This is a genomic window from Streptomyces sp. MMG1121 (assembly GCF_001280015.1).
Lineage (GTDB): Bacteria > Actinomycetota > Actinomycetes > Streptomycetales > Streptomycetaceae > Streptomyces.
Window position 1 is genome coordinate 1 of sequence record NZ_LGDV01000031.1, and the last position, 1758, is coordinate 1758.

2 protein-coding genes are annotated in these 1758 nt (G+C 71.4%); one reads left to right on the forward strand and one right to left on the reverse strand.

Going from position 1 to position 1758, the window contains the following annotated elements:
* Positions 1-162: 162 nt before the first annotated feature.
* Complete coding sequence (locus ADK64_RS04945; RefSeq protein WP_053655187.1) at positions 163-630, reverse strand: GatB/YqeY domain-containing protein; 468 nt, start codon at positions 628-630, stop codon at positions 163-165.
* 132 nt (positions 631-762) lie between these two features.
* Here ADK64_RS04945 and ADK64_RS04950 point away from each other — a divergent pair, with 132 nt between their 5' ends.
* Complete coding sequence (locus ADK64_RS04950; RefSeq protein WP_053655188.1) at positions 763-1689, forward strand: metallophosphoesterase; 927 nt, start codon at positions 763-765, stop codon at positions 1687-1689.
* Positions 1690-1758 lie beyond the last annotated feature (69 nt).

Below are 1758 nucleotides of genomic sequence, written 5' to 3' on the forward strand. Positions count from 1 at the left end.
CCGGCCAGCCCCCGTTCCCGTTCCCACTGCTTCCTCCGTTGCCCTGGCCCTGGATGAAGTTGCCCGGAAGGGAGAAGGTCGGGGTCGGGACGGGGCCGCACCCTGGTGGAGGAAAGGGTGCGGCCCCGCCGTCGTACGCCGGCTCGGGCGGGCCGGGCGGGCTCAGCCCTGGAGCAGCTGCTTCACCACGGCGGCGACCCGGCCGCCCTCGGCCTGACCGGCCACCTTCGGGTTCACGATCTTCATGACGGCGCCCATGGCCCGCGGCCCCTCGGCTCCGGCCGCCTTCGCCTCGGCCACGGCAGCGGCGACGATCCCGTGCAGCTCCTCGTCGGACAGCTGCTTGGGCAGGTACGCGGCAAGGACCTCGCCCTCCGCCTTCTCCCGCTCGGCCGACTCGGCACGACCGCCCTGCTCGAAGGCCTCGGCCGCCTCGCGGCGCTTCTTCGCCTCGCGGGTGATCACCTTGAGGACCTCGTCGTCGGAGAGCTCACGCTTCTCCTTGCCCGCGACCTCCTCCTTGGTGATCGCGGCGAGCGTCAGCCGCAGCGTCGAGGAGCGGAGCTCGTCGCGCCCCTTGATCGCGGCGTTGAGGTCGTCGTGCAGCTTCGACTTGAGCGTGGTGGTCATGGGCCCGATTGTCGCAGGTGCACCGCCTCGGACGCCCGCTGTTTTGGGGGGCGGCGCCGCTTGCCGCTCGACGGCCGCATCCGGGGGGCAGCCGATCTCGGCGGGGGCACCGGGGTCTGACACGATGGGCGTATGCGCGCGCGATACGGAGTACCCCTGGGAATCATGGCGGCAGGCGCCGCCGGTCTGGCGTACGCGGCGGGCTTCGAAGTCCGCTCCTTCCGCCTCCGACGGGTGACCGTCCCGGTCCTCCCACCGGGCATGCGCCCGCTGCGCGTGCTCCAGGTCTCCGACATCCACATGGTCAGCGGCCAGCGCAAGAAGCAGCGCTGGCTGCAGTCGTTGGCGGGCCTGCGGCCGGACTTCGTGATCAACACGGGGGACAACCTGTCCGACCCGGAGGGCGTCCCCGAGGTCCTGGACGCGCTGGGCCCCCTGATGGAGTTCCCGGGCGCGTACGTCTTCGGCTCCAACGACTACTACGGCCCCAAACTCCGCAACCCCGCCCGCTACTTGCTGGAGAAGACGAACGGCCGCCACGGCCTGAACGGCAACCCGCCGGCGGTCGGCGCCATCCACAACCCGTGGGAAGACCTGCGCGACGGTTTCGACACGGCGGGCTGGCAGAACCTGACGAACACACGGGGTGTCCTGAAGGTCGAGGGCGTGTCGATCGAGCTGACCGGCCTGGACGACCCGCACATCAAGCGCGACCGCTACGCCCAGGTGGCGGGCGGCCCGTCAGGAACGTACGACTTCTCGCTCGGCGTGGTCCACGCCCCCTACCTGCGCACCCTGGACGCCTTCACGGCGGACGGCTACCCCCTGATCCTGGCCGGCCACACACACGGCGGCCAGCTGTGCATCCCCTTCTACGGCGCCCTGGTCACCAACTGCGACCTGGACGCGGACCGCGTGAAGGGCCTCTCCACGCACACGGCGCAGGGCCGCACGTCCTACCTCCACGTCTCGGCAGGCTGCGGCACGAACCGCTACACCCCGGTCCGCTTCGCGTGCCCACCGGAGGCGACGCTGCTGACGTTGGTGGGGCGGGAGTAGGAGCTCGGGGGAGCACTGGTTTCCGCGGGAGTCGCGGGTCGGCAGTCGGCAGTCGGCAGTCGGCAGTCG

Bases quoted from the DNA above. Each gene is read 5' to 3' on its own strand.
- ADK64_RS04945 (WP_053655187.1), bottom strand. From the start codon at position 630: ATGACCACCACGCTCAAGTCGAAGCTGCACGACGACCTCAACGCCGCG.
- ADK64_RS04950 (WP_053655188.1), top strand. From the start codon at position 763: ATGCGCGCGCGATACGGAGTACCCCTGGGAATCATGGCGGCAGGCGCC.